Annotated in this window: 23 protein-coding genes; 13 read left to right on the forward strand and 10 right to left on the reverse strand. The window is 63.9% G+C overall.

Going from position 1 to position 23,941, the window contains the following annotated elements; all coding sequences use genetic code 11:
* Positions 1–9 precede the first annotated feature (9 nt).
* The 7 genes from H7A12_04965 to H7A12_04995 all read right to left on the reverse strand — a co-directional run bounded on the left by H7A12_04965 (position 10) and on the right by H7A12_04995 (position 5,420).
* Positions 10–1,245, reverse strand: coding sequence for a hypothetical protein (locus H7A12_04965; protein ID MCP5320163.1), 1,236 nt, complete (start codon positions 1,243–1,245; stop codon positions 10–12).
* A gap of 3 nt (positions 1,246–1,248) precedes the next feature.
* Entirely contained in the window at positions 1,249–1,848 is a 600-nt protein-coding gene (locus H7A12_04970) for an energy transducer TonB (protein MCP5320164.1), read from the reverse strand.
* 27 nt (positions 1,849–1,875) lie between these two features.
* Positions 1,876–2,292, reverse strand: coding sequence for a biopolymer transporter ExbD (locus H7A12_04975; GenBank protein ID MCP5320165.1), 417 nt, complete (start codon positions 2,290–2,292; stop codon positions 1,876–1,878).
* A 21-nt stretch (positions 2,293–2,313) separates the two neighbouring features.
* Positions 2,314–2,661, reverse strand: coding sequence for a biopolymer transporter ExbD (locus tag H7A12_04980; protein ID MCP5320166.1), 348 nt, complete (start codon positions 2,659–2,661; stop codon positions 2,314–2,316).
* 65 nt (positions 2,662–2,726) lie between these two features.
* Positions 2,727–3,248 (reverse strand): MotA/TolQ/ExbB proton channel family protein, encoded by a 522-nt coding sequence (locus H7A12_04985; protein MCP5320167.1) that lies wholly within the window; start codon positions 3,246–3,248, stop codon positions 2,727–2,729.
* Positions 3,241–4,635: a MotA/TolQ/ExbB proton channel family protein gene (locus tag H7A12_04990; protein ID MCP5320168.1), complete on the reverse strand. Its 1,395-nt coding sequence runs from the start codon at positions 4,633–4,635 to the stop codon at positions 3,241–3,243. The genes H7A12_04985 and H7A12_04990 overlap by 8 nt, the downstream gene beginning before the upstream one ends.
* Positions 4,632–5,420, reverse strand: a complete 789-nt coding sequence (locus H7A12_04995; protein MCP5320169.1) for a DUF3450 domain-containing protein — start codon at positions 5,418–5,420, stop codon at positions 4,632–4,634. Before H7A12_04995 ends, H7A12_04990 begins: the two co-directional genes overlap by 4 nt.
* A 370-nt stretch (positions 5,421–5,790) precedes the next feature.
* On the opposite strand from H7A12_04995, the gene H7A12_05000 reads away from it, so the two are divergent.
* The 13 genes from H7A12_05000 to nuoN are packed head-to-tail and all read left to right on the forward strand — an operon-like array spanning position 5,791 to position 20,374.
* On the forward strand, positions 5,791–6,195 hold the full coding sequence (locus H7A12_05000) for an NADH-quinone oxidoreductase subunit A (protein ID MCP5320170.1): 405 nt from the start codon (positions 5,791–5,793) through the stop codon (positions 6,193–6,195).
* 7 nt (positions 6,196–6,202) lie between these two features.
* Positions 6,203–6,865: an NADH-quinone oxidoreductase subunit B gene (locus H7A12_05005; GenBank protein ID MCP5320171.1), complete on the forward strand. Its 663-nt coding sequence runs from the start codon at positions 6,203–6,205 to the stop codon at positions 6,863–6,865.
* 43 nt (positions 6,866–6,908) lie between these two features.
* Positions 6,909–8,693, forward strand: a complete 1,785-nt coding sequence (gene nuoC, locus H7A12_05010; GenBank protein ID MCP5320172.1) for an NADH-quinone oxidoreductase subunit C/D — start codon at positions 6,909–6,911, stop codon at positions 8,691–8,693.
* A gap of 4 nt (positions 8,694–8,697) precedes the next feature.
* On the forward strand, positions 8,698–9,189 hold the full coding sequence (gene nuoE / locus H7A12_05015; GenBank protein MCP5320173.1) for an NADH-quinone oxidoreductase subunit NuoE: 492 nt from the start codon (positions 8,698–8,700) through the stop codon (positions 9,187–9,189).
* Between the two features lie 56 nt (positions 9,190–9,245).
* Entirely contained in the window at positions 9,246–10,487 is a 1,242-nt protein-coding gene (nuoF, locus tag H7A12_05020) for an NADH-quinone oxidoreductase subunit NuoF (GenBank protein ID MCP5320174.1), read from the forward strand.
* Positions 10,487–13,186, forward strand: coding sequence for an NADH-quinone oxidoreductase subunit NuoG (gene nuoG, locus H7A12_05025; GenBank protein MCP5320175.1), 2,700 nt, complete (start codon positions 10,487–10,489; stop codon positions 13,184–13,186). Before nuoF ends, nuoG begins: the two co-directional genes overlap by 1 nt.
* Complete coding sequence (gene nuoH, locus H7A12_05030; protein MCP5320176.1) at positions 13,183–14,163, forward strand: NADH-quinone oxidoreductase subunit NuoH; 981 nt, start codon at positions 13,183–13,185, stop codon at positions 14,161–14,163. The genes nuoG and nuoH overlap by 4 nt, the downstream gene beginning before the upstream one ends.
* A 4-nt stretch (positions 14,164–14,167) precedes the next feature.
* Positions 14,168–14,713, forward strand: a complete 546-nt coding sequence (gene nuoI / locus H7A12_05035; GenBank protein MCP5320177.1) for an NADH-quinone oxidoreductase subunit NuoI — start codon at positions 14,168–14,170, stop codon at positions 14,711–14,713.
* Between the two features lie 14 nt (positions 14,714–14,727).
* A complete protein-coding gene (nuoJ, locus tag H7A12_05040) occupies positions 14,728–15,219 on the forward strand; it encodes an NADH-quinone oxidoreductase subunit J (protein MCP5320178.1) in 492 nt (163 codons plus the stop codon).
* 31 nt (positions 15,220–15,250) lie between these two features.
* Positions 15,251–15,571 (forward strand): NADH-quinone oxidoreductase subunit NuoK, encoded by a 321-nt coding sequence (gene nuoK, locus H7A12_05045; GenBank protein MCP5320179.1) that lies wholly within the window; start codon positions 15,251–15,253, stop codon positions 15,569–15,571.
* Positions 15,568–17,403 carry an NADH-quinone oxidoreductase subunit L gene (gene nuoL, locus H7A12_05050; GenBank protein ID MCP5320180.1) on the forward strand — a complete coding sequence of 612 codons (1,836 nt, stop codon included), beginning with the start codon at positions 15,568–15,570 and terminating at the stop codon, positions 17,401–17,403. Before nuoK ends, nuoL begins: the two co-directional genes overlap by 4 nt.
* Before the next feature lie 14 nt (positions 17,404–17,417).
* Complete coding sequence (gene nuoM, locus H7A12_05055) at positions 17,418–18,947, forward strand: NADH-quinone oxidoreductase subunit M (GenBank protein ID MCP5320181.1); 1,530 nt, start codon at positions 17,418–17,420, stop codon at positions 18,945–18,947.
* Positions 18,944–20,374: an NADH-quinone oxidoreductase subunit NuoN gene (nuoN, locus tag H7A12_05060; protein ID MCP5320182.1), complete on the forward strand. Its 1,431-nt coding sequence runs from the start codon at positions 18,944–18,946 to the stop codon at positions 20,372–20,374. Before nuoM ends, nuoN begins: the two co-directional genes overlap by 4 nt.
* Before the next feature lie 217 nt (positions 20,375–20,591).
* Here the strand turns inward: nuoN and H7A12_05065 are convergent, their stop codons facing one another.
* The 3 genes from H7A12_05065 to H7A12_05075 all read right to left on the reverse strand — a co-directional run bounded on the left by H7A12_05065 (position 20,592) and on the right by H7A12_05075 (position 23,937).
* Positions 20,592–21,026 (reverse strand): CBS domain-containing protein, encoded by a 435-nt coding sequence (locus H7A12_05065; GenBank protein MCP5320183.1) that lies wholly within the window; start codon positions 21,024–21,026, stop codon positions 20,592–20,594.
* A gap of 122 nt (positions 21,027–21,148) precedes the next feature.
* A complete protein-coding gene (locus H7A12_05070; protein ID MCP5320184.1) occupies positions 21,149–22,891 on the reverse strand; it encodes a thiamine pyrophosphate-binding protein in 1,743 nt (580 codons plus the stop codon).
* Positions 22,888–23,937, reverse strand: a complete 1,050-nt coding sequence (locus H7A12_05075; GenBank protein ID MCP5320185.1) for a zinc-binding dehydrogenase — start codon at positions 23,935–23,937, stop codon at positions 22,888–22,890. The genes H7A12_05070 and H7A12_05075 overlap by 4 nt, the downstream gene beginning before the upstream one ends.
* Between the last annotated feature and the right edge of the window lie 4 nt (positions 23,938–23,941).

Genomic DNA, 23,941 nt, shown 5'->3' on the forward strand with positions numbered 1-23,941 from the left:
TTCCTCGTCTCAGCCGGCCTGCACCGCAATCAGCTGCAGATACCCGTCAGCCATCTTGCGATGTTTGTCAAAATTGCGTGCGCGCGTGAAAGCATCCTTTGCACCCGCATAGTTCTTCTGGTTGTACTGCGCGATTCCCAGCAGTACCTGCGCGTTGCCCGGGTCCTTCAGCCCCCCCTTGCGCAACCCGTTCTGCAGAGCCGTCACCGCGCCGGCCCACTCGTTGCGCTGCACCTGCACCTCGCCGAGTCGCACGAACAGATCGCCGTTACTCGACATTTCTGCTGCCCTGTTCAGCGGATCTATCGACTTTGCGAAGTCGCGTGCCGCAATCCAGCAATTGGCCTGCTTCTCGTACAGTTTGAAATCCGCCTTCACGAGCTTCTTCTGAACCGCCTCTTCCAGCGTCAGCCCACACCTGTACGGTGCATCGTTGAACAACTGCAGATCCGCGAGGCGCCGGATATCGGTGTCCTCGGTCAGGATGCCACCGTTGTATGCGAGCTGTGCGACCGCCAGCGACTTCTTGTAGTCCTCCATCTGCCCGTAGACCGACGACAACTGTTGCCAGTAGGTCTTCTTGTCCGGAGCCATGCTGATGAGCTTCTTCAGCAACGGCACGGCATTCGCGTACTGATCCTGTTGCAGGTAAAGGGCCAGCACCAGCTGAACCCACCCTTCCTGCGGCTTGTCCGTCAGATCGACCGCCTTTTGTGCCGGTACGATGGCCCGCTTGAAATCCTCCATTTGGTAGTACGCAACCGCAAGCAGGTAATACGCAGCGCCGTTGGGATCCTTGGCGGTACGGAACCAGCCCTCGAGCGCCGCGGCACCTTCCTTCCATTTCTCCTGTGCCAGGAACATCTGCGCAATCTGGTAGCGCGTATCCTGTACCTCTTTCTCGTTCAGACCACCCGCGTCGATCGCCGCCTGCAAGTGCTTCTGCGCCCCGGCGTAGTTATCACGCGAACTCTCTATCGTCGCCATGATCTGCTCGGTACGGCTGCGCTCGTACGGACTGAGCTGATCGAGCTTCAACTTGGCTACTGCTGCCGTGGCACCGGCGTAGTTCTCCTTGTTCAGCGCCTCGATGGCCTCGGTCAGGATCTTGCCGGTGGCTGCATCGATTCCGCCTGGAGGCGGCGCTTCGTCATCCTTCTTCTTCTGTGCCGCGACGTTGCCGGCCAGGAGGAAAGCCACCAGCAGAGAGGCGACTACACGCAGCGGGAATCCACTCTTCCGCATGGCCTAGTTCTCCAGAGTGAAGCGGATGATGGTTTGGACGCCGACGCGCTCCACCGCTACACCACCCTCGACCTTCGGGTTGTAGCGCCAGCGCAGGATCGACTTGATCGCCGCGTCTTCAAAGATCTTGCTGGACGACTTGACCACGACCGCGTCCTTCACCGACCCCGTACCCGTGATCGTGAACTGCACCTGGACCCAACCCTCCAGGCCACGGCTCAGTGCGCGCGGCGGATAATCCGGAGGCACGCGCACCAGGGGGATCGTGTCGCGGTCGGACCCCGCACTCAGCGACATCTTCGACATCGCCGATCCCGCATCGACTCGCGGCGCGAGCATCGCAACGTTGCTGTCCACGTTGCCACTGGTGGCAAAGGACATCTTCGGCGCCTCGGGAGTGGGCGGTGGGCGCTCGCGCTCGACCTTCTGCTCGCGCTTGCTGGCAACTTCGGTGTCCTTGCGCATGCGCGTGAACTCGATACGAGTTGCCTCCCGCACGCCCTCACCCTCATAGGGTCGACTGATCAGATGCCAGAGCACCCAGAACATCGATAAAGCCAGCAGGCTGCCGAGCAGCAGCGCGATTGGTAACCTGATGATCAAGACGACTTCTCCTCGCGCGTTCCCGAATCAGCCGCCGTGCGCTTGCGTATCGGCAGCAATTGCCATGTCCTTGATACCACCCAGACGAACCTCGTCCATCACCTTTGCGACAACACCGGCACGCGCCGCCCTGTCGGGGATGATGACCACACTGTCGTCCGGACGTTCGACGTGCAGACGCTCCATGATTCCGCGTACTTCACGAAGATCGATCTGCCGGCGATCGATCCAGATATCACCGTTTTCCCGTACCGCAATCATCAGGTTTCCGGACGGCCTTTCCTCGGCCGTGGAAGCGATCGGCCTGAATACGGTCACCCCGGGTTCCTTCACGAAGGACGTGATGATGATGAAGAAGATCAACAGGTTGATCGTGAAGTCCAGCATCGGCGCCAGGTCGATGCCGTGATCCTCACTCGCCGCCGTGTGTTTCTTGAGCGCCATGACGCCTGCCTCCAAACCCTTCTAGTTGTTGGTCGAGAAGGTGATGTTGTAGATGCCGCCCAGGTGAACTTCGTCCACTACCGCGACGACAACATCCATCGGTGCCATCTCGTTTGCCAATATCAGCACACCGGCATCGGCATTCACGGCGCTCATGCGTTCCACGTTCGCACGCACGGCACGCACGTCGATCGAGCGGTTGTCCACCCAGACCTCACCGTTCTCGAGCACCTGGATCTGGATGCTCTTCGAATCGTTCTCGGTCGACTGCTCGAAGCTGGTCGGTCGATTCACCACGACGGCAGTTGCCTTCACGAACACTGCGGTCACGATGAAGAAGATCAGCAGGTTGATGACAAAGTCCAGCATGGGAGCGAGGTCGATCCCTGTCGAGGACTCATGATCGGCGTGTACGCGACGCTTGAGACGCATGATTACAATGGCAACCTGTCAGCTAGAAGTTCAGTTTCGTGTTCGGCACGAGTGCGGAAGTAATGGACCGGGTACAGCCCCGATACACTCACTGCCAATCCCGTCATCGTGCAGATCATCGCCTCGGATACCCCGCTCGCCATGGCGCGTGCATCGGCATTGCCGCGCAGTGCCATCGAGTCGAACACCTCGAGCATGCCGGTCACCGTGCCGATCAGCCCGAGCAGCGGCGCCATCGGCACCAGGACCTGCAACACGGGGAATCCTGCCTTCATCGCCGCATTGACTCGTGAAATCAATGCCTGACGAATCTGCCGGGCGCACCACGTGTCGTGGTCCTTGCGTGCTGCCCACTCCTGCTGGATACCGGCGGCAAGGCGCGGCAACTGGGTACGGAAAAACCACCAGCGCTCGAACACCAACGCCCACAGCAGCACACCCGAGGCGAAGATCAACGCGACGAACGGTCCGCCATCTTCCACCAGATGGACGATGGCGCGTACCAGCGGAATGGAGTCAAGCACGGCGCTGCCTCTCGATGTTCTCGGCCAGCATGCCGGCCGACTGTTCTTCGATCACCTGGTTCATACCCGACGACAACGATGTCAGCAGGGCATTTGCAAACAGCAGGGGAATCGCGATGCCCAGACCCAGAACCGTCGCAATCATCGCCGCGCCAATACCGTGCGCCATCAGCTTGGGATCACCCGAACCGGATTCGGTGATCGCCTGGAACGTCATGATCATGCCCAGCACGGTACCGATCAGGCCAAGCAGCGGGCCCGCGGCCACCGACAGGCGCAGCAGCGACTGGAAGCGTTCGAGCTTCGGAATCTCGCGTGAAACCGCCTCGGCAATCCGCAGTTCCGCAACATCGGCACTCTGTTCGATCTTGTTCGAATCACTGGAGAAGGCGAGCAGTACCCGGCCGAGCGGATTGTCCTTGACCGGTCGGTCGAGATGCTTCAACTGCGCGCTGACCCGCATGCGCACAAGGAGCAGATAGACGAGCTGATAGAAGAAGCAGATCAGACCGACCGCCCCGACCAGCAGAATCACGTAGTTCACCTGTTCGCCGTGCTCGATGCGCTGCACCCAGGTCGGACGTTCCACATAGAGCGCCATCAGCACGCCGCGAGTCGAGTCGACGACCGCCTGGACGTATCCGCTGCTGGTCGACTCGAGCTTCTTCACGAAGCCGAGAATATGCGCCGGTGGCTGGCGCGGGAAGACACTCAGCGATTGCAGGCCGGGCAGGTACTGCAATACCTTGCCCTCCGAGCTGGCGACGAAGGGGCCAATCCGGATCACTTCCTGCTCGTGCTTTTCACCACCCGGTGCGATCACCGCTGCACGATACTTCGCCACCTGGCCACTGGCGACCATTTCACGCTGCAGCTCGAACCAGAGACGCTCGATATCCGCAGTTACCGGCACATTTTTGGATGCACCGAATTCGCGCAACACCGTCGAGCGATCCTTCTCGCCGCTGGCCGGCGGGAACTGCGTCGAGATCAGCGACTGTTCGAGTGTCACCGCGTTGTCGCCCGCGGCCTGATGCGCCAATCCGAAGATCTCGGCAAGCCCCAGACCGCTTGCCTTTTCGCGCAACTGCTTGTCGAGCTCGTTGGTCTTGATCTCGTTTTCGGAAAACTGCGACGACAACTGCTTGGACCGGGCGTCCAGGGTGTCGCGCCGGGCCTGTGCCTCCTGCAGCATTTTCTGCTGTTCGGCTTCGCCGGCCGCGTTGAACTTCGTCTTCGCCTGTTCGAAGGCCTGGCGCTCGGCACCGCGGCCACTCTGCACTTCCTTCAACAGCGCGTCGAGCGAGTCGGCGGCATGAGTGACCGCACCGAACTGCAGCAGCGAGGCTGCCACTGCGTACTTGAGCATGTTGCGCAAATTGATCACTGCACTACCTCCTGCGGCGCGGGAACTGGAATGGTCAACAGATCGGGCGCCCCGTCCTTCTTGGCAACCCGACGGGCCTCGGCGACCGCAGCGGCGTAGCTGTTATCCACCACCCACTGTTTCGAAGCTGCATCCCAGTAACCGGTCTCGGCCCCGTCGAGCGACTGGTACATCAGCGAGATTCGCCCGAGCCGCACGAAGGACACGGTCCGCTCGACACCATCCTTGGTAAGGACACCGTCATAGCTGTCGAGCGTGCGCCCATTCTCCAGCTCGATCTGGTACGCCTCCATGATGCGGCGGTACTTCTCAGAGATCGTCACGTCGGCACGCGTCATCATCTCCTGCAGCGACTTCACGCGTTGCGTACGCTCCTCGAGCAGGAACGGCACGTCCAGTGCGATGAAACGCTCCAGTGCATCGACCATGCGCTGCATCAGCGGCTGCACTTCGCGGTTGGTTGTCTCGATGTCGAGCAACTGCTTCTCGATGGAAGCCATCTCGTCACGCTGCGCAGTGACCTGCTTCTCGAGCTGTGCGTTGTACTTCTCGAGACTGTCGGCGTCGGCCTGCGCGGCTGCATAACGGCTCGAGGCATCCTGCAGGCGATCGCGGATCTCGTTGATGCGTTTCTGTGAGGTCGCTGCAGCCTTGTCGGCCTCGCCCTGTGCGGCAACTGCCGAATCGAGCGTCTGCGCACCGGCAGGCGCTGCAACCAGCGCGACGGCACCGGCACTGACCAGAAGGGCGAGTGCCCTCGTGATCCTGGATTTGGAAGGAGTCATGACGGGTAGCGCCTCCTGATCAGAGAGTTCGACTCAGCGGGAACGAATGACATCGGCATATAACCTTCGAGCAGTCTGTTATTGCTTGTTGCGGCGTACCGATTCTCCGGGGGACGGACCAATCAGTTACGCTCTTTCGTCGCACTCTAATTGAGCTTTTTTAATGTTGCAAGCGGTCGACGGCATCGCAGCGATCTTTTCTTCACGACGTGCACAGCGCTGGCCGCAGTGTTACAAAAATCATCACCCGACTGCGTCACGCCTACTGGCGAAGCGGCGCGCGATCCCTATAATTGCGCCCCAACGCTGACGCACCGGCCGCACGACCCAACCATTGCGATGTCTGCCGGAACGAAACGAGGGGACAACCATGAGTCCTGATCTGGATGCTCTGGCCCAGTACTGGTCGGTCGCCGTATTCGTTGTCGTCATCCTTCTCGTCTGCGCACTGATGCTGGGCGTCTCCGCGATCGTCGGCGGACGCACCTCGGGGCGCGCGAAGACCGAACCCTTCGAATCCGGAATCGTGTCGGTCGGCAGCGCCCGCCTGCGGCTGCCGGCGAAGTTCTACCTGGTCGCCATGTTCTTCGTGATCTTCGACGTCGAGGCACTGTTCCTGTATGCGTGGGCGGTGGCGCTGCGCGAGAGCGGCTGGATCGGTTTCGTCGAGGCGGCGATCTTCATCATGGTGCTGCTGGCCGGGCTCGTATACCTGTGGCGAATCGGCGCTCTGCGCTGGCACGTACCGCCACGGCGTCGGCAGCAAGGACGTTGAGGTACACATGGATTACCGCCTGACGCCGATCGCCACCGACGCAACTCCCGAACGCCTCGCGCGCGAAGCGACGGAAGCCACCGAGCGCGAAGTACACCGCAGCGTGTTTCTCGGCCGCCTCGAGGAAGTGCTGCACAAGGCGGTCGGCTGGGGTCGCAAGAACTCCCTGTGGCCGTACAACTTCGGCCTCTCATGCTGCTACGTCGAGATGGCGACTGCATTCACGGCGCCACACGACATCGCCCGCTTCGGCGCCGAGGTCATACGCGCCTCACCGCGGCAGGCCGACTTCATCGTGATCGCGGGCACACCGTTCCTGAAGATGGCGCCGGTGATCCAGCGCCTCTACGAGCAGATGCTCGAACCGCGCTGGGTGATCTCGATGGGCGCCTGCGCGAACTCCGGCGGCATGTACGACATCTATTCGGTGGTCCAGGGCGTCGACAAATTCCTGCCGGTGGACGTCTACATCCCGGGCTGCCCACCGCGTCCCGAAGCATTCCTGCAAGGACTCATGCTGCTGCAGGACTCTATCGCGAGTGAGCGCCGTCCGCTGTCGTGGATGGTCGGCGACCAGGGAGTTCACCGCGTCGAGGTGCCGTCGCAGCGCGAGCAGCGGCGGGAAGCCCGAATGGCGACCACCACGCTGCGCACTCCGGACGAGGTCTGATCATGAGGTGCGTCGATCCGAACCCGATACGGCAGGCGTCAGCATGACAAACCAGCCCGGCCCCCATTCCGACGGCACACAACCCGGCAGCGAACATGCCGTTGTCGTCGAGCTGCGTCAGCGCTTCGGTGCTGCCAGAATCACGTACCAGCCGACCGTCGACCACCTGCCGACGGTGTGGGTGAGCCGCGAAGACCTGCCGCGGGTGCTGCGCTTCCTGCGTCAGTTGCCGCAACCCTACGCGATGCTCTACGACCTCCATGGGGTCGACGAACGACTGCGGGCGCACCGCGAAGGCCTGCCGGCTGCAGACTTCAGCGTCTTCTATCATTTGTTGTCCCCTGAACGTAACAGCGACGTGCGCGTCAAGGTCGCTCTCGCGGCAGATGATCTGCGCCTGCCCACCGCGACCGGCGTCTGGCCCAATGCAAACTGGTACGAACGCGAGGTGTGGGATCTCTACGGCATCGTCTTCGACGGCCACCCGCACCTGCAGCGCATCATGATGCCGCGGACCTGGAAGGGGCATCCGCTGCGCAAGGACCATCCTGCACGCGCCACCGAATTCGACCCGTACACACTGGATGCTGCAAAGCAGGATCTGGAGCAGGAGGCACTGCGTTTCGTTCCTGAAGAATGGGGCATGAGCCGCAGCACTGCACACGCGGACTACATGTTCCTGAACCTGGGCCCGAACCATCCGTCGGCGCACGGCGCGTTCCGCATCGTGCTGCAACTCAACGGGGAAGAGATCGCCGACTGCGTGCCAGACATCGGCTACCATCACCGCGGCGCCGAGAAGATGGCCGAGCGGCAGTCATGGCACAGCTACATCCCGTACACCGATCGCATCGATTATCTCGGCGGGGTGATGAACAACCTCCCGTACGTGATGGCGGTCGAGCAGCTCGCCGGCATCCGCGTTCCCGAGCGCGTCGAGACGATTCGCGTGATGCTGTGCGAATTCTTCCGCATCACCAGCCACCTGCTGTTCCTCGGCACCTATATCCAGGACGTCGGCGGCATGTCGCCGATCTTCTTCATCTTCACGGATCGCATGAAAGCCTACGACGTGATCGAGGCGATCACCGGAGCCCGCATGCACCCGGCATGGTTCCGCATCGGCGGCCTCACGCACGATCTGCCCCTCGGCTGGGACCGGCTGGTGCGCGAGTTCTGCGACTGGATGCCGGGGCGGCTCGACGAATACGAGAAGGCCGCGCTGAAGAACGGCATCCTGCGCTCGCGCACGATCGGCGTGGCGCAATACGACAGCCGCGACGCGCTGGCCTGGGGTGTGACCGGTGCGAGTCTGCGCGCCACCGGTTTCAACTACGATCTGCGCAAGGCGCGCCCCTACTCGGGTTACCAGAACTTCGACTTCGAGGTGCCACTGGCGCACAACGGCGACTGCTACGACCGTGCAACCGTACGCCTGGAGGAAATGCGCCAGAGCGTGCGCATCATCCGCCAGTGCCTCGACAACATGCCGGCCGGACCGTACAAGGCCGACCACCCGCTGACCACCCCCCCACCCAGGGAACGGACGCTGCAGCACATCGAGACACTGATCAACCACTTCGTCGGCGTTTCCTGGGGACCCGTGATTCCGGCCGGCGAGTGCTGCTGCATGATCGAGGCAACGAAGGGGATCAACAGTTACTACCTGACATCCGACGCAGGCACCATGAGCTACCGCACCCGCATCCGCACACCCAGTTTCCCCCACCTGCAGCAGATACCGTCAGTGATTCGCGGCAGTCTGGTCGCGGATCTGATCGCGTATCTTGCCAGCATCGATTTCGTGATGGCCGATGTCGACCGTTGACAGCATGACTCCGCTGGCCACCGATACCGGCTTCCTGTCGGAGGGCGAACTCGCGGCGATCCGCCACGAGATGACGCACTACGAGAACCCGCGTGCCGCGTGCATCGAGGCGTTGAAGGCCGTGCAGACCGCACGCGGTTGGGTGCCCGATGCGGCGATCCCTGCGATCGCAGCGGTGCTTGGCATCACCGCAGCCGACGTCGAAGGCGTGGCGACCTTCTACAACATGATCTTCCGCCGTCCGGTCGGTCGCCACGTGATCAAGGTCTGCGACAGCATCGCGTGCTTTCTGACCGGTTACGAGGAACTGGTCGCTGCACTGCGCAGCGCAACCGGGCTCGACTGGGGCGAAACCAGCGCCGATGGGCGCTTTACGCTGCTGCCGGTATGCTGTCTCGGGAACTGCGACAAGGGGCCGTCGTTGATGATCGATGACGACACCTGGGGCCCCCTGACGGCGGCCGATGTGCCTGCCCTGCTGGAGCGCTACCGGTGAACGCACGTACACGCGAGACGCATCCGCTGACGTGGCGGCTCGATCACGAGCAGCCGATGACCGCAATCGCGGCCTACGAGGCACTCGATGGCTACGCTGCGGTACGCAAGGCGCTCCCGGGCATCGAGCCGACGGCACTGACACAGCTGGTCAAGGATTCGAACCTGCGCGGGCGCGGCGGCGCCGGGTTCCCGACCGGCGTCAAGTGGAGCCTGGTGCCAATGGATGCCGACGCAGGCACCAAGTACCTGCTGTGCAATGCCGACGAAATGGAGCCCGGCACCTTCAAGGACCGCCTCCTGCTGGAGCAGTTGCCGCACCAGCTCATCGAATCGATGATCCTCGCCGCATGGGCGATCCAGGCCACACGCGGCTACATCTTCCTGCGCGGTGAATACGTGCTGGCAGCCGAACGCCTGCAGCGTGCGCTTGCCGAGGCGCGCGAGCGGGGCTACCTGGGGCAGAACATCCTCGGCACCGGCTGGAACTTCGACCTGTTCGTGCACTCCGGCGCCGGTCGCTACATCTGCGGTGAAGAGACCGCGCTGATCAACTCGCTCGAGGGCCGGCGCGCCAACCCGCGCGCAAAGCCGCCGTTCCCGCAGATCGCCGGTGCGTGGGGACGGCCGACGATCGTCAACAACGTCGAAACCCTGTGCAACCTGCCCGAAATCGTGCTGCAGGGCGCGCAGTGGTACGCGGGCCTGTCACGCGGCCTGAGCAGCGACAGCGGCACCAAGCTGTACGGCGCTTGCGGGCGCGTACGCCGCCCCGGCCTGTGGGAACTGCCGATCGGTACCAGCGCGCGCGAGATCCTCGAGGAACACGCCGGCGGGATGCAACCCGGGCTGGAACTCAAGGCATGGCTGCCCGGCGGTGCCTCCACCGACTTCCTGCTGCCCGAGCACCTCGACCTTGCGATGGACTACGACACGATCGCCAAGGCGCGCAGCCGCTTCGGGACCGGACTGATCATGGTCGTCGATCGCAGCCAGCCGATCGTGGCAGTGGTGCGCAACCTCGAGGAATTCTTCGCACGCGAGTCGTGCGGCTGGTGCACGCCATGCCGCGACGGATTGCCGTGGTCGGTCAAGCTGCTGCGTGCCATCGAGCGCGGCGAGGGACGCCCCGGCGATATCGAGATACTGGAAGGCATGACCAGGCACCTGGGCCCGGGGCGCACACACTGCGCGCTCGCTCCCGGTGCCGTCGAACCGCTGCAGAGCGCACTGCGCTTTTTCCGCTCCGAGTTCGAAAGCGGCATCCATGCGCCTGCAGCAAGCAAGGGAACCGTGTGATGGCGACGATCCACGTCGACGGCAAGAGCTACGAGGTCGAGGGCAGCGACAACCTGCTGCACGCGTGTCTGTCGCTGGGGCTGAACATACCGTACTTCTGCTGGCACCCGGCGCTCGGTTCGGTCGGCGCGTGCCGCCAGTGCGCCGTCAAGATGTACCGCGACGCGGACGATCGGCAGGGTCGCATCGTGATGTCGTGCATGACGCCATCCACGGACAACAGCTGGATCTCGATCGACGACGAGGAGGCCCGCGAATTCCGCAAGAGCGTCATCGAGTTCCTGATGGTCAACCACCCGCACGACTGCCCGGTGTGCGAGGAAGGCGGACATTGTCACCTGCAGGACATGACGGTGATGAGCGGTCACAGCGAACGCCGCTTCCGTTTCGACAAGCGCACCCACCACAACCAGGACCTCGGCCCGTTCATCAACCACGAGATGAACCGCTGCATCGCCTGCTACCGTTGCGTGCGCTACTACAACGACTATGCCGACGGCAGCGATTTCGGCGTCTTTGCCGCACACGACAGCGTCTACTTCGGGCGTGTCGGCGACGGTCTGCTCGAAAACGAGTTTTCGGGGAACCTCACCGAAGTCTGCCCTACCGGCGTGTTCACCGATCGCACACATTCCGATCGTTACAGCCGCAAGTGGGACATGCAGTTCGGCCCCAGCGTGTGCCAGCAGTGCGCGGTGGGCTGCAATACCAGCGCAGGCGAACGCTACGGCGAGTTGCGCCGCATCGAAAACCGCTTCAACGGCGCGGTGAATCATTATTTCCTGTGCGATCGCGGGCGCTTCGGCTACGGCTACGTGAATCGTCCCGACCGCCCGCGCCAGATGTTCGCGCGCGCCGGTTCCGAGTTCGAGGCGGCGAGCGTCGCCGGTGGACTCGAGCGCGTCGCAACCGTGATGCGCGATGCTCGCCTGGTCGGCATCGGTTCGCCACGCGCGAGCCTGGAAAGCAACTTTGCCCTGCAGCAACTGGTCGGTGCCGCAAACTTCTCGATCGGAACCGATGCCGCCGAGGCCGCACTGTTCACACAGACTCTGGCGTTACTGCGTCACGGCGCGGCACGCACCCCGTCGCTGCGCGAGATCGAGTCCTGCGACGCCATCCTGGTGCTCGGCGAAGACCCTACCATGACCGCGCCGCGCGTGGCACTCGCGCTGCGCCAGGCCGTACGCGGCAAGGCCGCAGAACTGGCCGCACAGCGCCGGATCCACGCCTGGCAGGCCGAAGCGCTCGCCGTGATCGGGCAGGGCGAACGCCACCCCCTGTTCATTGCCGCAGTGGACGCCACGCGACTCGACGACGCGGCACAGCGCACGCTGCGCGTCGACCCCGAACGCATTGCACAGCTTGGTCTGGCGATTGCGCATGCGCTCGACCCTGCGGCACCGGCAATCGCGGTGGACCAGGAACTCGGCACCTTCGCCGCCGAAGCGGCCAACGCGCTGGCAGGCGCCAGGCGTCCGCTGATCGTCTCCGGTACCGGCCTGCGCAGTGCCGCACTGCTCGATGCGTGCGCGAACATCACACGCGCACTCGCCACCCGCGGCCAGCAACCAGCGTTGACGCTGGCGCTGCCGGAAGCCAACAGCATGGGAGTGACCCTGCTCGGAGGCGGTGATGTCGAGCAGATGCTGGCAGCCGTCGATGCCAATACCGTACTGTTCGTGCTCGAGAACGATCTCTACCGGCGCGCCGACGCGGCGCTGGTCGACGCGGCGCTGGCGCGTGCTCGCTGCATCGTGGTGATCGACCACCAACTCACCCGGACTGCACAGCAGGCACACCTGCTGCTGCCGAGTGCGAGCTTTGCCGAAGGCGACGGCACACTGGTCAGCAGCGAGGGTCGCGCCCAGCGCTACTTCCAGGTCTATGATCCAGCGTACTTCAATATCGCAACACAGATCCGCGAAAGCTGGCGCTGGCTGGCTGCGCTGCAGGCAAGCGGCGAGCAAGGTGCAGCACCATGGCAGACGCTGGACGAGATAGTCGCCGCATGCGCACGCAAACATCCGGCACTGGCCGGGATCATTGCCGCGGCACCCGATGCAGCGACCCGCGTGCATGGAAGACGCATCGCACGCCAACCACCACGGTACTCGGGGCGTACTGCGATGCGCGCAGATATCTCGGTGCACGAGCCGCGTACGCCACAGGATCCGGACAGCGCACTCGCATTCTCGATGGAAGGCCACGCCGGGCCAGAGGAACCAGGTTCGCTGATACCGTTCGCCTGGAGTCCCGGCTGGAACTCACCGCAAGCCTGGAACAAGTTCCAGGATGAAGTCGGTGGCCACTTGCGTGCCGGCGACGCCGGTGTGCGTCTGATCGAGACCGATGCCAGCGCCGGGTATGCGACGGCGCACCTGCCGGCAACGCAAGGCTGGCAGGTCGCACCGCTCTATCATCTGTTCGGCAGCGAGGAATTGTCGGCGCGCGCTGCGGTCACGCAGACGCTGGTCCCTGCCCCGTACGTCGCACTGCATCCGGACGACGCAAGGCGGTCCGGGCTGCTCGCTGGCCAGAGCGTGCGTGTCACGGTCGGCGACCACGTTTTCAGCGCGGCACTGGAGCTGCGCAGCACGCTTGCCATCGGCGTGATCGGCGTGCCGGCCGGACTTCCCGATACGGGCCCCGTGCTCGCCGGTACCGGTGCACGGCTCGAACCGGGAGACAAGCCATGAGCTTCATCGCACCGGAAACCATCGCGATCCTGTGGGCTGTGTTCAAGGCGATCGTGATCCTGCTCGTGGCCGTGATCTTTGCCGCCTACCTCAGCTTCATCGAACGGCGCGTGCTTGCCCTGTGGCAGGACCGCTACGGCCCCAACCGGGTTGGCTGGCAGGGCATCTTCCAGTTGCCTGCCGACGTGCTGAAGATGTTGTTCAAGGAAGACTGGATCCCGCCGTTCGCGGATCGCCTGACCTTCCTGCTGGCGCCGGTGCTGGCGATGAGCGTGCTGCTGATCTCGTTCATGATCGTGCCGGTGGCACCCGGCTGGCAGGTCGCGGATTTCGATATCGGCATCCTGTTCTTTCTCGCCATGGCGGGAATCGCCGTCTACGCGGTGCTGTTCGCCGGCTGGTCCAGCGACAGCAAATACTCGCTGCTCGGCGCGATGCGCGCGGCGGCGCAGACGCTGAGCTACGAGGTGTTCATGGGGCTGTCGGTGATGGGCGTGGTCGCCGTGGCCGGCTCGTTCAACATGCGCGAGATCGTCGAGGCGCAGCGCGGACTGTGGTTCATCGTGCCGCAGTTTCTCGGCTTCATCACCTTCGCGCTGGCCGGAGTCGCAGTCACGCACCGTGCGCCCTTCGACCTGCCGGAAGCGGAGCAGGAGCTCGCCGCCGGCTACCACACCGAGTACGCCGGCATGAAATGGGCGATGTTCTTCGTCGGCGAATACGTCGGCATCGTCGTCGTCTCGGCGTTGCTGACCACGCTGTTCCTCGGCGGCTGGCTGGGACCGGGACCCGCGTGGCTGGCACCAGCATGGTTCATCGTGAAGACGCTGTTCTTCGTGATGCTGTTCATCCTGTTGCGCGCCGCGCTGCCGCGCCCGCGCTACGACCATCTGATGATGGCAGGCTGGATCGTATGCCTGCCGGTGACGCTGCTGAACCTGCTGCTCACCGGCGCCGTGCTGCTGGCGAGAGGATGAGACGATGAGATGGTTGCGCACAATGCTCGTCGGGATCGGTACCAACCTGCGCAGCATGTGGATGATCTTCTGGCGCCTGACACGCAAGCGGGCGACGATCCAGTACCCCGAGCAGCCGGTGTACCTGCCGCCTCGCTATCGGGGACGCATCGTGCTGACGCGCGATCCCGACGGTGACGAGCGCTGCGTGGCCTGCAATCTGTGTGCGGTCGCCTGTCCGGTGAGCTGCATCTCGCTGCAGAAGGCCGAACGCGACGACGGTCGCTGGTATCCGGAATTCTTCCGCATCAACTTCTCGCGCTGCATCTTCTGCGGCATGTGCGAGGAGGCGTGCCCGACCAGTGCGATCCAGCTCACCCCGGATTTCGAGCTTGCCGAATACCACCGCCAGGACCTGGTCTACGAGAAGCAGGATCTGCTGATCGCCGGTACGGGCAAGAATCATGACTACAACTTCTATCGCGTCGCGGGCATGGCGATCGCGGGCAAGCCGAAGGGCGCCGCACAGCACGAGGCGGAGCCGATCGACGTGCGTACGTTGCTGCCGTAGGGAGAGCCGAACCGATGCAAGAGGCCTTCTATATCTGTGCACTGGTCGCGCTGCTGGCGACTCTGGGCGTGGTCACGAACGCAAGACCGGTACATGCGCTGCTGTACCTGGTGGTATCGCTGCTCGCAGTGGCCGGAGTCTTTTTTGCACTGGGGGCGCCGTTCGCCGGTGCACTCGAAGTGATCGTCTACGCCGGCGCGATCATGGTGCTGTTCGTGTTCGTCGTGATGATGCTGAACCTCGGCAACGAGACGATTGCGCAGGAGCGTGCCTGGCTGAAGCCGCGCGCATGGGCTGGTCCGACACTGCTTGCAGCCCTGTTGCTCGGCGCACTGCTGCGCGCGATCGCCGGAGCGACGGGTGGCGCAGGTGCCACGGAGGTAGGCCCCAAGGCAGTCGGCATAGCGCTGTTCGGGCCCTATGTGCTCGCGGTCGAACTGGCGTCGCTGCTGCTGCTCGGTGCCCTGGTGGCGGCGTATCACCTGGGGCGTGACGACCACCGCTGAACGCGACCCGTACGGCGGGAGAAGGAGACGCATGATGATCGACAACGCATCGGTACCGCTGGAGCACGCGCTGTTGCTCGCGGCAGCGCTGTTCTGCATCGGCTTCGCCGGCCTGATGGTGCGGCGCAACTTCCTGTTCATGCTGATGTGCCTCGAGGTGATGACCAACGCGGTGGCACTCGCATTCGTCGCTGCCGGCAGTCGCTGGGCACAGGCGGACGGACAGATCATGTTCATCCTGGTGCTGGCGCTTGCGGCGTCCGAGGCATCGATCGGCCTGGCGCTGGTGCTGCAACTGTACCGGCGCTTCAATTCCCTGGACGTCGACGCTGCCAGCGAGATGCGCGGATGAGCCTGCTCAGCATCACTTTCATCGCTCCCCTGGCCGGTTACCTGCTGCTCGCGTTCTCGCGTAACAGGCTCGGCGAGAACGCCACGGCAGCGATCGGCGCCGGAACGGTCGGTATCTCGGCGCTCGCGACCGCCCTGCTCGCGCTCGACTTCGGACAACCACGCGTGGAGACGCTGTGGACCTGGATGGTGGTGGACGACTTCAGTGCCAGCATCCGGCTGCATCTGGACGGGCTGTCACTGACGATGCTCGGCGTGGTCACCGGCGTGAGCTTCCTGATCCACGTCTTCGCGTCGTGGTACATGCGCGGCGAGGAGGGTTACTCGCGCTTCTTCGCGTACATGAACCTGTTCGTCGCCAGCATGGTGCTGCTGGTGCTCGCGGACAACCTGCTGCTGCTGTATCTCGGCTGGGAAGGCGTAGGACTGTGCTCGTACCTGCTGATCGGCTTCTACTACGGTGCCGTGGCGAACAACGATGCGGCGATGAAGGCCTTCCTGGTCACCCGCATCGGCGATGTGTTCCTCGCGATCGGACTCTTCATCCTGGTCACCACGTTCGGCACGCTCGACATCAGCGAACTGCTGGCCCGCGCTCCGCAGCGTTTCGCCAGCGGCGATGCGCTACCGACGCTGGTTGCACTGCTGCTGCTCGGAGGTGCCGTCGGCAAGTCGGCGCAGCTCCCGCTGCAGACCTGGCTCCCCGACGCGATGGCCGGTCCCACGCCGGTCTCTGCACTGATCCACGCCGCCACGATGGTCACCGCCGGCGTGTACCTGATCGCGCGCATGCACGGGCTGTTCACGCTCGCACCCGATGCGCTCGCACTGGTCGGCAATGTGGGTGCGATCACGCTGCTGATCGCCAGCGTGTGTGCACTGGCGCAGACCGATATCAAGCGCGTACTCGCCTATTCGACCATGGCGCAGATCGGCTACATGTTTCTCGCACTCGGCGCCGGAGCCTGGAGCGCGGCGATCTTTCACCTGATGACACACGCCTTCTTCAAGGCCCTGCTGTTCCTCACCGCCGGAGCGGTGATCGTCGCCTGCCACCATGAGCAGGACATCCGCAAGATGGGTGGACTGCGCCGGCAGTTGCCATTCGAGTACGCGTGCTTCCTGGTCGGCGGGTTGGCGCTGTGCGCACTGCCGTTCGTGACGGCAGGGTTCTACTCCAAGGACGCAATCCTGTGGTCGGCCTACGCCGCCGGCAACATGCATCTGGTCACCGCGGGCATGGTGGGTGCACTGCTCACTTCGGTCTACACATTCCGCCTGATCTTCACCGTGTTCCACGGGCAGGAGCAGCTCCACGTGCATCAGCGCCCGGGACTGGCCCGTGTCGTGCCACTCGCGATCCTGCTCGTGCTTTCGACCGCCCTCGGCGGACTGATCAGGCTGCCTCTCGCCGACGTGCTGCCGCTCTCGCCCGGCGAGGACGGCGGCTCTGGCAAGCACTTCGTCGAAGCACTGTCGGCCGGGACCGGGATCGTCGGCATCGCGCTCGCGGCATGGCTGTTCCTCGGCCGACGTGAACTCGTGAACCGGATCGCGGCAACTGCCCCGGGACGCTTCATCGCCCACTGGTGGCTGAACGCCTTCGGCTTCGACGCGCTGTACGACCGGCTGATCGTGCGCCCGTTCCGCTTCCTCGCGCGCGAGGAACGTCGCGACGGGCTCGACATGACGGTCGGCCTGTTGCCGCTCGCCGTGCGCGTGGCGAATCGCGCCACTGTAACGCCGCAAACTGGCAGGCTGCGCTGGTATATCGCCTCGATCGCGCTCGGCGCGCTGGCGATGCTGGCCGTAGTCATGATCAACCTGCACTAGGGGAAGCGCCGGTCATGCTGCTCGCCTGGCTGATCCTGATTCCGATTCTCGCCGGACTGCTGTGCTGGCAGACCGACGGCTACGGCAACACGCCACGCTGGATCGCGCTGATCGCGATGACAGTGGTCACCGCACTGGCTGTCAATCTGTGGCTCACCGGCGACTACCACCTCGGCGCGAACGTGCTCGACGCACCCCAGTGGCAGATGCAGTTCCGCATGGAGTGGATCCCGACGCTCGGCATCGACATCCACCTGGGCGTCGACGGAATGTCGCTTGCGCTGATCGTGCTGACCGGTTTCCTCGGCGTGCTGTCGGTACTGTGTTCGTGGAGCGAGATCCGCCGCAACACCGGTTTCTTCCACCTGAACCTGCTGTGGATCCTCGGCGGTGTGATCGGTGTATTCCTGGCGCTCGACCTGTTCCTGTTCTTCCTGTTCTGGGAAATGATGCTGGTACCGATGTACTTCCTGATCGCGCTGTGGGGACATCGCGCGGCGAGCAGCAAATCGCGTATCTCGGCTGCAACGAAGTTCTTCATCTATACGCAGGCGTCGGGGCTGCTGATGCTGCTGTCGATACTGGGACTCGCATTCGCGCACTTCGACACCACCGGTGTGCTCAGCTTCAACTACGAAGTCCTGCGTGGAACGCAACTCGCCCCCACCGTCGAATATCTGCTGATGCTCGGCTTCTTCGTCGCATTCGCGGTCAAGCTGCCGATCGTGCCCCTGCACGGCTGGCTGCCCGATGCACACTCACAGGCTCCCACCGCGGGTTCGGTCGACCTTGCCGGACTGCTGCTGAAGACGGCCGCCTACGGCATGCTGCGCTTCGCGCTGCCGTTCTTTCCGCACGCCTCAGCCGAATTTGCACCGATCGCAACCTGGCTTGGCATCACTGGCATCATCTACGGCGCGGTGCTCGCGTTTGCACAGACCGATATCAAACGCCTGGTCGCCTACACCTCGATCTCGCACATGGGCTTCGTACTGATCGGTATCTACGCCGGCAGTGCGATGGCAATCAAGGGCGCGGTGGTGCAGATGATCGCGCACGGCCTGTCCGCATCGGCACTGTTCATCCTGTGCGGTCAACTCTACGAGCGACTGCATACGCGCGACATGCGCCAGATGGGCGGACTGTGGTCGCGGATGCCGTTCCTGCCACCGATGCTGATGTTCTTCGCGATGGCCTCGCTCGGGCTGCCCGGCACCGGCAATTTCGTCGGTGAATTCCTGATCCTTGCCGGCAGCTACGCAACGGTTCCGGTGGCGGTCGTGGTTGCAGCGGCCGGACTCGTGCTCGCCGCGGCGTACTCACTGGCGATGGTGCATCGCAGCATGTTCGGTCCGGCACGCTCCGCGGCGGCGATTCGCGCCCCCGGCGCCCGTGAAACGGCCATGCTGCTGACGCTGGCTGCCGCGATCGTCTGGCTGGGGCTGAACCCGCAGCCCGTGCTCGATCTGTCCGAACGTTCCGTCGCCCTGGTGCGCGAGTACTACGCGCCACATTTGAAAGTCACAGGAGCCGCCGTGCCATGACGATCGGATCCACCGAACTCCTCGCGCTCGCGCCGCTGCTGGTGACGGTGACGACCGCGGTCGCGGTGATGCTGTCGATCGCGTGGCGTCGCAACCACTTCCTGAGTGCGACGCTGACTGTGGTCGGGTTGAACGTTGCCCTGCTGGTCACGCTTCTCACCCGCTACTCGCTGCCGCTCGAGATGCCGATCACGGCCCTGATGCAACACGATGGGCTGTCGCTGTTCGGCACTGCAACCGTGCTGATATCGACACTCGGCTGTGCAACGCTGGCGCATGCCTACCTCGAGGGTCTGCAGGACAACCGCGACGAGCTCTACCTGATGCTGCTGATCGCCACCTGCGGGGCAATCGTGCTCGTCGGTGCGAACCACATGGCGACGTTCCTGATCGGCCTCGAGCTGATCTCGCTGCCGCTGTACGGCCTGATCGGCTACATCTATCGCGACCGCCGCTCACTGGAGGCTGCGATCAAGTACCTCGTGCTGTCCGCAGCCGCTTCGACCCTGCTGCTGTTCGGCATGGCGTTGATCTATGCGCAGACGGGCACGCTCGCATTCACTGCGCTCGCCCAATCCGTCCATGCAGGCGAGCCGCTGCTGGTTACCGGGCTTGCACTGATGCTGGCGGGCATTGCGTTCAAACTCTCGCTGGCGCCGTTCCACCTGTGGACCCCCGACGTCTATCACGGCGCTCCGGCGCCGATCGGTGCCTTCCTCGCCACCGTGGCGAAGATAGCAGTGATACTGGTACTGCTGCGCTGGTGGCAACGGCTGGGGCTGGGGCAGATGGCGTTGCCAACGGCACTGCTCGGCGGACTGGCGGTGCTGTCGATCCTCGCCGGCAACCTGCTGGCTCTGTTCCAGGGCAACGTGAAGCGGCTGCTGGGTTATTCGTCGATCGCGCATTTCGGCTATGCACTGATCGCGATCGTCGCCGGCAGCACGATCGGCGACGACGCCTTGCGCGTCTACCTGCTGACCTATATGGCAGCCGCACTCGGGGCCTTCGGTGCGCTCACCCTGCTCTCATCACCGTACCGCGGTGACGATGCACAGGGGCTGGCGGACCTGCGTGGCCTGTTCTGGCAGCGTCCCTACCTGGCGGCGGTCATGACCGTAGCGATGCTCTCGCTCGCCGGCATTCCGCTGACCGCGGGCTTTGTCGCGAAGTTCTACGTCGCCGCGGCCGGTGTCGCCGGAAATCTGTGGGGCCTGGTGGCTGCACTGGTCACCGGCAGCGCGATAGGCATCTATTTCTACCTGCGCGTGGTGGTGACGATGTTCCTCGCCGTGCCAGGCCGGCGTCGCCTCGACGCCGAACGCAACTGGAGTGAACGCTCCGGCGGCATCATGACGGTGCTGCTGTCGCTGTTCACGCTGGCGGTGGGAATCTACCCGCAGCCGCTGCTCGATCTGCTGCCCTGAAAAGAGGCCACTGCAAAAGTCTCTCACGCATTGACATGACCGGCGCGTGACGACACCTTCGCACCAGTGGGACGCCGTAAATGCATCCCTGCAGGCTCGGGTGCCGCATCCCTGCGGCACACGCCCCCCGATGCGAAGGTGTCGCCACACGCCTCGCGATGTTTTGCGACCGCCGCTGAGCTGAAAAGCCTGGCTACCGCAGCGAAACCGCAGCGGATCAGAACCGTCCGGTGATGTAGCCTTCTAGCTGTTCGATCGTGCTCTGCTGGCGCGAGATCATGTGCATGACCACGTCGCCGATGGTCACGATACCGGCCAGCCCACCCACATCGAGCACCGGCAGGTGGCGGATACGCCGCTCGGTCATCAGTCGCATGCACTCCTCGATCGAATGACCGGGAGTCACCGTGATCAACGGTGACGACATCAGGTCGCGAACCAGCGTGACGTCGGCCTTGCGACCGCGGATGATGCCCTTGCGGGCATAGTCGCGCTCGGAAAAGATACCAACCGGCGCTCCCCCTTCAACGACGACCAGTGCACCGATCTGGTACGTCGACAGCAGGGTGACCGCAGCGTAGACCGTCATCGACGCCTCGATCGTCTTCACGCCACGCGCCTTCTTCTCGAGGATGTGGTTCACGGTCGCCATGGCAAACCCCTCGCACGGTAACAGTCTGCGCAGCATCATCGCTGAACCGGCGTGCGAATGACAAGATATGTCGTCTGGATATGTCGTCTGGCACGTATCGTCCGGCATGTCTCCCGGGCTGCTCAGCTCTGATAGACCGATCGGTCTGCGTGCCAGCGTGTCCACAGATGCGTATTCGGCATCTCGAAGGCTGACGCTTGCCGGTCCGTCACGATCTGTACCAGCGCTGGCCTGCCCGTGTCGAACGCACGCTGCACGGCGGGTGCGATCTGGTCCGGTGAATCGCAGAATTCGCCATGTGCCCCCATCGTCCTCGCCCACTCGTCAAGGCGGATGAACTCATGGTCCACCTCGAAGGTGCGTCCAACGACATGCAGGTAATAGGGCACCTCGAGCGCCCAGCCACCGTCGTAGGCGACCACGATGACGATCGGCAAGCCGTAGCGCACGGCAGTTTCGAGTTCCATGGCGTAGAAACCAAACGAACCATCACCCGTGATCAGGCACACCCTGCGTCCGTCCTTGCGTGTCGCGAGCGCTGCGGCCATGGCGTAGGGCAGACCCGTACCGAGCATCCCCTGCTTCATCGCCATCAGATTCTCGCTGAGCGGATGACACAGCAGCTCCTTCTGCCAGACGCTGATCGCACCACCATCGCGCACCATCACGACATCCTTCGGCAAGCACTTCTGCACCTCGAGCACGGCACGTGCCGGGTGGATCGGCTTGCCATCACGCGCCAGTGATTCGCCCAGTTGCCGGCAGTACTGCGTGCGTTGCGCCTGCAGGCCCCCTACCCTATCGGCGCCAGCGAGCTTGCCATCACGCTCGATTGCCGCAGCCAGGCGCGGCAGTGCGAAACGCAGATCGCCCAGCAGCGCCAGATCGATCGGGCGGTTGCGTCCGATCACCAGCGGATCGCGTTCGAGCTGGATCCACTTCTGCGTGCCCGGAACGCCGAAATAGTCCGGGAAGCCCTGCTGGCCGGTGAAATAGGGGTTACCGCCGAAGCCGAGTTTCTCGCTGATGGATGCGCCGACGACGAAAATCACGTCTGCCTCGCGCGCGATGTCCTGGCCCGGACCGACCCCGAGATCGAAGAGCTGCGGATGCGTATCGGGCAACACCCCGCGACCGCCGACCGTCAGCATCACCGGGCAGCCGCAGGCTTCGACCAGGCTGGCAAAGTCACGCTGCGAGCGCGCCAGCCGGATCCCGGAACCGCCGATGACGAGTGGCCGGCGTGCGCCGCGCAGCATGGACACGGCCTTCCCGATATCGGCATCGGTCACGGTATCGACAAGGCTCGCGGGCCGGTAGTGTTCGGGGGCGAGGAGCGGTCCGAACGCTGCGTCTTCGAGCAGCAGGTCGAAAGGCAGACCGATATAGACCGGCCCGGGTGTGCCGCTGCGCAGGTGGCGAAAGGCTTCGTGGAAGATCGCATCGACATCCAGCGCATCTTCGACGATTGCCGCATATTTCGTGACCTGGCGTGCGACGTCGAGATTCGGCGGCACCTGGAACTTGTTTCGACGCGGCGAGTTGCGCGCCCGCAGCGTGCGCTCGGAGCCAAGGTAAAGCACGGGCAGGTTTTCCTCCCGCGAGTGCGCCATTGCCGTGTAGAGATTCATGGTGCCGGGACCGACCGAACCGCCGCAGACGCCGATCTGTCCGGTCATCTGTGCGTAGGCCTCGGCCATATAACCCGCCACGGCCTCATGGTGCGGTGCGATCAGCGGCACGCCGCGGCGATCGAGCGCGTCGTGCAACTTGCCGAAGGTCACTTCGGGCAGCGAGAAGAAACGGTCGACGCCCTCAGCCACCAGCAGATCGGCAATACGCTCACCCAGCGACATCGTGTTCATTGCAGCTCCTCGTTCACCATGACCATGACCTTGATTGCCTTGCCACCTGCCTGCACCTCGAAGGCCTCGTGCACCTCGTCGAGTGCAAAGCGATGCGAAATCAACTTGCGTCGATCGAGCTTTCCCGACGCCATCAGCTCGAGCGCCTGGTCCAGTTCCTGCGGGAGATAACCCATGGAACCGTGGATCGTCGGCTCCTTGTCGATGAGGTGCGCCAGATCGAGCAGCACCCGGTCCTCGAAGGTACCGAAGCAGACGATGCGACCATCGCGAGGTCGCAGCAGTTCGAGCGCAGTCTGCAGCGGCGGCGGCCCCGAAATGCCCTTGATATAGCCGGCGCAGTCGATCACGACCGCCACGTTGGGCGGACACATCTGCGGGAATGGCCATTCGAGCGTTCCACAGATCCTGCCTGCCGCCGCGACGACATCCTCCCTGCTGGCGTCGATTGCATCGGTTGCACCCAGCTCGAGCGCCATCGCCAGCCGTGGCGCCGAGACGTCGACCGCGACGATCCGGCCGTGTTCAGGCACCTTCGCCCGCAGCGCCTGGATGACGCCAAGTCCGATGATCCCTGCACCGAAGACCACCACGTTCTCGCCGGGCTGCGCAGCAGCCTTGCGCACCATTTGCAGCCCATCGGCCAGCGGCTCGGTCGTTGCTGCCTCATCGAGTGATACGGTGTCCGGAACCCTTGCAAGCTGGAACGGCGAAGCCGGCACTGACACGTACTCGGCCATGCCACCACCGGCCGTAACGCCGACCACCCGCTCGCCGACGCGAAACTCCGTGACGTCTGCACCCAGCTCGGCGATCACACCGCTGTACTCATGACCGATGATGCGTTTGCCATCGGCGTCGATGCGCAAGGTGCCGTAGTACAGCGCCTCGGTCACCGCCGACTGTTCACGATAGATGTGCAGATCACTGCCGCAGATGCCGCAAGCAGCCACCCGCACCAGCACCTCGCCCGGTGCCGGCTTCGGGCGCACGACGTCGGCATGCATCTCGATACGGCCTGCGCCGTGGAATACGGCTGCCTTCATGTTC

The sequence above is a fragment of the Pseudomonadales bacterium genome (genome assembly GCA_024234165.1).
Classification (GTDB): domain Bacteria; phylum Pseudomonadota; class Gammaproteobacteria; order Pseudomonadales; family UBA5518; genus UBA5518.

Coding starts and splice junctions, on each gene's coding strand:
- H7A12_05005 (MCP5320171.1), top strand. CDS start 6,203: ATGGATTACCGCCTGACGCCGATCGCCACCGACGCAACTCCCGAACGC.
- nuoK (MCP5320179.1), top strand. CDS start 15,251: ATGATGATCGACAACGCATCGGTACCGCTGGAGCACGCGCTGTTGCTC.
- nuoJ (MCP5320178.1), top strand. CDS start 14,728: ATGCAAGAGGCCTTCTATATCTGTGCACTGGTCGCGCTGCTGGCGACT.
- nuoN (MCP5320182.1), top strand. CDS start 18,944: ATGACGATCGGATCCACCGAACTCCTCGCGCTCGCGCCGCTGCTGGTG.
- nuoF (MCP5320174.1), top strand. CDS start 9,246: ATGACCGCAATCGCGGCCTACGAGGCACTCGATGGCTACGCTGCGGTA.
- nuoH (MCP5320176.1), top strand. CDS start 13,183: ATGAGCTTCATCGCACCGGAAACCATCGCGATCCTGTGGGCTGTGTTC.
- nuoC (MCP5320172.1), top strand. CDS start 6,909: ATGACAAACCAGCCCGGCCCCCATTCCGACGGCACACAACCCGGCAGC.
- nuoM (MCP5320181.1), top strand. CDS start 17,418: ATGCTGCTCGCCTGGCTGATCCTGATTCCGATTCTCGCCGGACTGCTG.
- nuoG (MCP5320175.1), top strand. CDS start 10,487: ATGGCGACGATCCACGTCGACGGCAAGAGCTACGAGGTCGAGGGCAGC.
- H7A12_04975 (MCP5320165.1), bottom strand. CDS start 2,292: ATGGCGCTCAAGAAACACACGGCGGCGAGTGAGGATCACGGCATCGAC.
- H7A12_04995 (MCP5320169.1), bottom strand. CDS start 5,420: ATGACTCCTTCCAAATCCAGGATCACGAGGGCACTCGCCCTTCTGGTC.
- H7A12_05065 (MCP5320183.1), bottom strand. CDS start 21,026: ATGGCGACCGTGAACCACATCCTCGAGAAGAAGGCGCGTGGCGTGAAG.
- H7A12_05075 (MCP5320185.1), bottom strand. CDS start 23,937: ATGAAGGCAGCCGTATTCCACGGCGCAGGCCGTATCGAGATGCATGCC.
- H7A12_04980 (MCP5320166.1), bottom strand. CDS start 2,661: ATGCTGGACTTTGTCATCAACCTGCTGATCTTCTTCATCGTGACCGCA.
- H7A12_05000 (MCP5320170.1), top strand. CDS start 5,791: ATGAGTCCTGATCTGGATGCTCTGGCCCAGTACTGGTCGGTCGCCGTA.
- H7A12_05070 (MCP5320184.1), bottom strand. CDS start 22,891: ATGAACACGATGTCGCTGGGTGAGCGTATTGCCGATCTGCTGGTGGCT.
- nuoL (MCP5320180.1), top strand. CDS start 15,568: ATGAGCCTGCTCAGCATCACTTTCATCGCTCCCCTGGCCGGTTACCTG.
- H7A12_04965 (MCP5320163.1), bottom strand. CDS start 1,245: ATGCGGAAGAGTGGATTCCCGCTGCGTGTAGTCGCCTCTCTGCTGGTG.
- nuoE (MCP5320173.1), top strand. CDS start 8,698: ATGACTCCGCTGGCCACCGATACCGGCTTCCTGTCGGAGGGCGAACTC.
- nuoI (MCP5320177.1), top strand. CDS start 14,168: ATGAGATGGTTGCGCACAATGCTCGTCGGGATCGGTACCAACCTGCGC.